General features: G+C 61.7%; 3 protein-coding genes. 2 read left to right on the forward strand and 1 reads right to left on the reverse strand.

The features are described from left to right. The first annotated feature begins 348 nt into the window (after positions 1-348). Together SKC42_RS27250 and SKC42_RS27255 are read left to right on the forward strand one after the other, a co-directional pair. Complete coding sequence (locus SKC42_RS27250; RefSeq protein ID WP_330967344.1) at positions 349-1,236, forward strand: D-alanyl-D-alanine carboxypeptidase family protein; 888 nt, start codon at positions 349-351, stop codon at positions 1,234-1,236. A gap of 190 nt (positions 1,237-1,426) precedes the next feature. Then, positions 1,427-2,299: a hypothetical protein gene (locus tag SKC42_RS27255; protein WP_330967345.1), complete on the forward strand. Its 873-nt coding sequence runs from the start codon at positions 1,427-1,429 to the stop codon at positions 2,297-2,299. Between the two features lie 73 nt (positions 2,300-2,372). Here the strand turns inward: SKC42_RS27255 and SKC42_RS27260 are convergent, their stop codons facing one another. Beyond that, a complete protein-coding gene (locus SKC42_RS27260) occupies positions 2,373-4,181 on the reverse strand; it encodes a tetratricopeptide repeat protein (RefSeq protein ID WP_330967346.1) in 1,809 nt (602 codons plus the stop codon). Between the last annotated feature and the right edge of the window lie 500 nt (positions 4,182-4,681).

Consider the following 4,681-nt stretch of genomic DNA (forward strand, 5'->3'; position numbering starts at 1 on the left):
CCACCGACCCCGACCCCCTCACCGAACTCCAACGCCGAGCACTCGCCCTCGGACAACAAACCGCCACCCTCGACGAAATACTCTGCACCACCACAATCTGACCCATGTCTCCTCGCTTCGGGCCGCAAGTTCCGGATCGACAAGAGCATCCCGCGCAGGCCGGCAACCACGGTGGCGACGACTCCATTCCAGGCCGCCCCGGCCTTCGTCAACCGGCTAGGTGTTGCGCCTATACTTCAGGCCGAGTATTTGGTGCCGGAACCGGATTCGCATATTGAAGCGTCGCCATCGGAAGCCTGAACGTCGTTGAGCCCACCGTGCTGGCCGACCGTTATTAAGCTGACCGTTATGCGGAAACTCCTCGTCGCATTCGCGGTTCTTCCTGCGATCCTCGCCGCGGCCGCGCCCGGCGACACAGGGCCAGCAAGTGCTGACACGGGTGTGCAGCAACCGGACGGCTCGCCGCCGATTGCCGACATACCGGCGCGCGCATGGATCGTCGCTGACCTTGACAGCGGACAGGTGCGGGCCGGCCGCGACCAGAACGTGGCCTACCCGCCGGCAAGCACGATCAAAGTACTGTTGGCGCTCGTGGTGCTCGACGAGCTGAGCCTGGATTCCACAGTGGTCGTCGACAACGCCGACGTCGATATCGGGTGCAGCTGTGTGGGCGTCAGAGTCGGCCGCACCTATACCGCGCGTCAACTTCTCGAGGGGCTGCTGCTGGTCTCGGGCAACGACGCCGCCAACACGCTGGCTCACATGCTCGGCGGCCAACAGGTCGCGGTAGCCAAAATGAACGCGAAGGCCGCATCGCTGGGAGCGATCAACACCCGCGCATCCAGCCCGTCGGGTTTGGCCGTGGGCGACCCCCGTGACCCAGGCGCGACGACAGCGCACGACCTGGCGGTGATCTTTAGGGCAGCTATGGCCAATCCGGTGTTCGCGGAAATGACCGCCGAGCGGTCGGCGATGTTCCCCGGCGACAATGGTGCCCGCGAAATCGTCAACGCTGACGAGATGCTGCAGCACTATCCGGGCACGATCGGCGGAAAGACCGGGTTCACCCCACTCGCGCACACAACCTTCGTCGGGGCAGCTTCCCACGGTGGCCGCCGGCTCGTGGTCGCGATGCTGTACGACGACGAGAGCGGACAACGCTATTGGGAACAAGCTGCCCACCTGTTGGACTGGGGCTTTGCCCTCAACCCAGCGTCGGCCATCGGCACGCTTTGAACGCACGTCACGGACGCCTGCACTAGGGAAAGTTGGAAACCGGTCCGGAGCATCGCGTTCTGCAGTAGCCGAATGACGGGCTTTCGGGCACTGCCTCCAATGCGGGCCCCGTCGGCGGCGGGCCTCTGCGACGCAATCGTTCGATACTGTTCGCCGAATGGCACGTCGCGTCCGCTGATACCATGCGTGAATGGCTGACGAGGAATCCGCGACTAACGTCGAACAGGAAGCGTCTTCTGAGTCGCCCATTACCGACGAAAAAATTAGTGAATTTGCCACCCACGGCTACACGCTCATCGAGCAGCTGGTTCCGCCCAAGGACCGAGCAAGGCTTTGCCAGCGAGCACTAGAGCTTTCCCGAACGGCCACGAAGGCGCCACCCGATCCGGTGCCCAGCCAATTTGCGATGTGGGGCGATTTCCAGATGGAAGACCTTCTCGAGAGCCTTGTTCCGGCGATCGAGCAAGTCGTTCAACGCCCTCTTTTTCCTACCTATTCTTTCTTTCGCGTCTACGAGGCCGGGAATATCCTTGAACGGCACACTGACCGGCCATCCTGCGAGTTTAGCGTCAGCGTTAATTTGGGGTACCACGCCCCTGCTGCATGGCCGCTCTGGGTCGAAGGCCCCTTAGGCGCAACGGGTGTTGCGCTGGAACCCGGGGATGCGGTGGTCTACCGCGGGATAGAGTGCCCGCATTGGCGCGAATCGTTGAACGGCGAGTTCGTTGCTCAGTTGTTCTTGCATTATGTCGACCAAGAAGGGCCTCACTCAGGCTGGAAATTCGACAAGAGGCGTCGACTCAGTACAATGCCAAACGCGATCCGGCTCGCGAATCACTTGCGCGTGCAACCCGAGGGCACTCTTGAGTTTGGCCCAGAAGAACGGATTCCGCTCAATCCTTTGTGGATTCTAGTCCTTCAAAAACTTCAAAGCCAATGCGCAGTGCCGCAGATAGTGAACGACGCTATGACACAATTTGAATTATCGCAAGTCAAGGCGGAGTCGGACATACAGTCTATCATTGTTTGGCTCGAAAAGAACGGCCTGCTATTTGCCGATTAGAGACGGCGAAGGTAGAGAATTTTGAGGAAAGCATCGGAGCCTTGGCAAATTACAGGCGAAGTACACATCAGGGTTAGATTGTGGTGATGCAGAGGACTTCGTCGAGGCTGGCGGTGCTCAGTCCGGCGTTGGCCGACCGTTGTCTGAGTTGGGCGATGGGATCGGAGTCGGTGTGTTTCAAGCCGCCGGCTTTCTCGAGTCGTGTGGTGTCGAACATGGCCGGGCCGGTGGCCACCACATCGGCCAAGACGTATCGGCCAGCATCCGGTGCCCGACGCACCTCCGCCTCAGCGGCGCAAGTGCCCGTCAACTTGACCGCATCGCCATAGTTGACACCAACCTGAAACACCCGCGGTTCAGCGTCAAACACCGCGCTCAGCCGGGTGATGTAATCCTCCGGGGCAAAAAACCGCCAACCCTGACCCAAATGCAACCAAAACCGCCCACCAACCCGCTTAGAGAGCTGCGCGACCTGAGCTTGGGGCCCATCCCCGGACCAGCGAGGCGCGAACTCAACAAACCCGTACCGCTCCTGCAACCACCCACGATCCTCGACGGACAACCCGGCATCGACCACCAAGAAACGCCCCACCCGCGACACATCAGTGCAGCAATGCAGAAACGAATTCAGTGTCTCCTCGGTGGCTCCTCGATCCGGTCCAGCAATCAGGCTGACGGTAACTTCCGCCTCCGGCGGACCCGCAACGAGACCATCCACCAGAGCATCGGGGTATGACGACGCCGCTTCGATCATCGCCGGCACCGAAAAGTCACGATTGGCCGCAACCCCACGTCGACGTTCATCGGGAATATCAGGGCAGGCCACCAGGTGCCGACACAACGTGAACGCTTCGGCCTGCTTGCCGATCCAGCCCGCGCACACCGCCTGCTCATCGATGGCAGCCCAGGCGTAGATGTCTCGGTCAAACACCATGACCTCGTCGGGCAGCGGGATTTGGGCGGCGCGCTCGGCAAACAGGTAACCGAGCTGATATTGTCCCTCGAGCCGGTAGTGAAGACCGATCTGATAAAGCGGCTCGGCGCGCGTCGGCCGAAACGCCCACGCCTTTAGGTAGGCATCCTGAACATCCGGCCACGGCTCCCCGAGGCGCTCCATGGCCTGCGCGAGCCGATACATCGCCACGAAGACTTCCTCGGGATATCCGCCCAGCTCGATGTGCCGTGCATACCACCTACGCGCGTTGCCGAAATCGCAGATGTCGAAGTAAACATGGGCCAAGGTCCCGGTCGCCCATAGATCCGTGGGGTTGCGTTCGACCTTGGCCAGCAGCAAATCGATTCCGTACGGGTCCGCGCTGCGGACATCAGCTGCTTGCACGACACTTTGTACGGCCGCCTCGACCTGGGCGTCGGTCGCGTTCAGCTGCAGCTCGTCTGCGAGGCGGCGGATCACAACGGCCGGTGCGCTTCGAAGCTCCTCGAAATCCACCCGGACCGTCGTGGTGCCCTCCAGCGCGTGGTCGCGCGCGGCGATCAGATGCGCCGTCGACTCGGTCCGCTCTTGCTCGTCGTTCCACCATGCGAGTCGATTCAGCGACGCCACCACTTTCTCGAATGGCCGGTCTACGACGACCGGCACGACCGGGCCGCAGGCGTCGCGGATGAGGTCGACAGCCACGCAAAGAAGCGGGTGCTTAACGCCGGGACGGCGTCCCGCGCTTTGAGCAGCATGACGATGGTCCTCGGCCCAGCTGCGAAGTTTGGTCTTGAGGGAGTCGGCATCCATCTGCAGCTGACCACCAGGCACGCTAAACGCGTAACCAAGCAATCGGCCCAGACGCTCATCCTCCCAGGTTTCGTGTGGTTCGCGGTAGGCCCAGTAGAACTCGGTGCCCATATACACGCCCAGCTCGTCCAGCACCTTTGCAACGGCTGACGTACCACCCCCAAATGGGCCAATCACAACGATAATCGGCTCAACCGCCGCCATCACTCCTCCAGTCTCCGCACCGGTGAATTTTGAGCGGTCCTCAGGGTGAGGCTACGACCCCGCGACAAAACGACCAATCGGTTGTATTTCGTTACTGGGACATTCGGGCCGAATTAACGGGTTATCGAACATCGCCGGGCCTCGATCCGGTCACTGAGGTGGCGTTCTCGGCCTACGTCCCTTCTTAGCCACGCGTGACGGGGCTTTGGGCTGCTGCTCTGGTCGGGCCGCGGTCTTCTTCGCGGCACTTGCCGCGGCTTTGGGCTGTTGTATCGGTCGGACCGGATTCTTCTTCGCTGGCGGTGCTGGAGCTTTGGGCGGCTGCACCGCTCGGTCTGTGGTGGTGCAGAGTATTTCGTCGAGGGTGGCGGTTTGTTGTCCGAGGGCGAGTGCTCGGCGTTGGAGTTCGGTGAGGGGGTCGGGGTCGGTGG

Source organism: Mycobacterium sp. 050134, from assembly GCF_036409085.1.
Taxonomy (GTDB): Bacteria; Actinomycetota; Actinomycetes; order Mycobacteriales; family Mycobacteriaceae; genus Mycobacterium.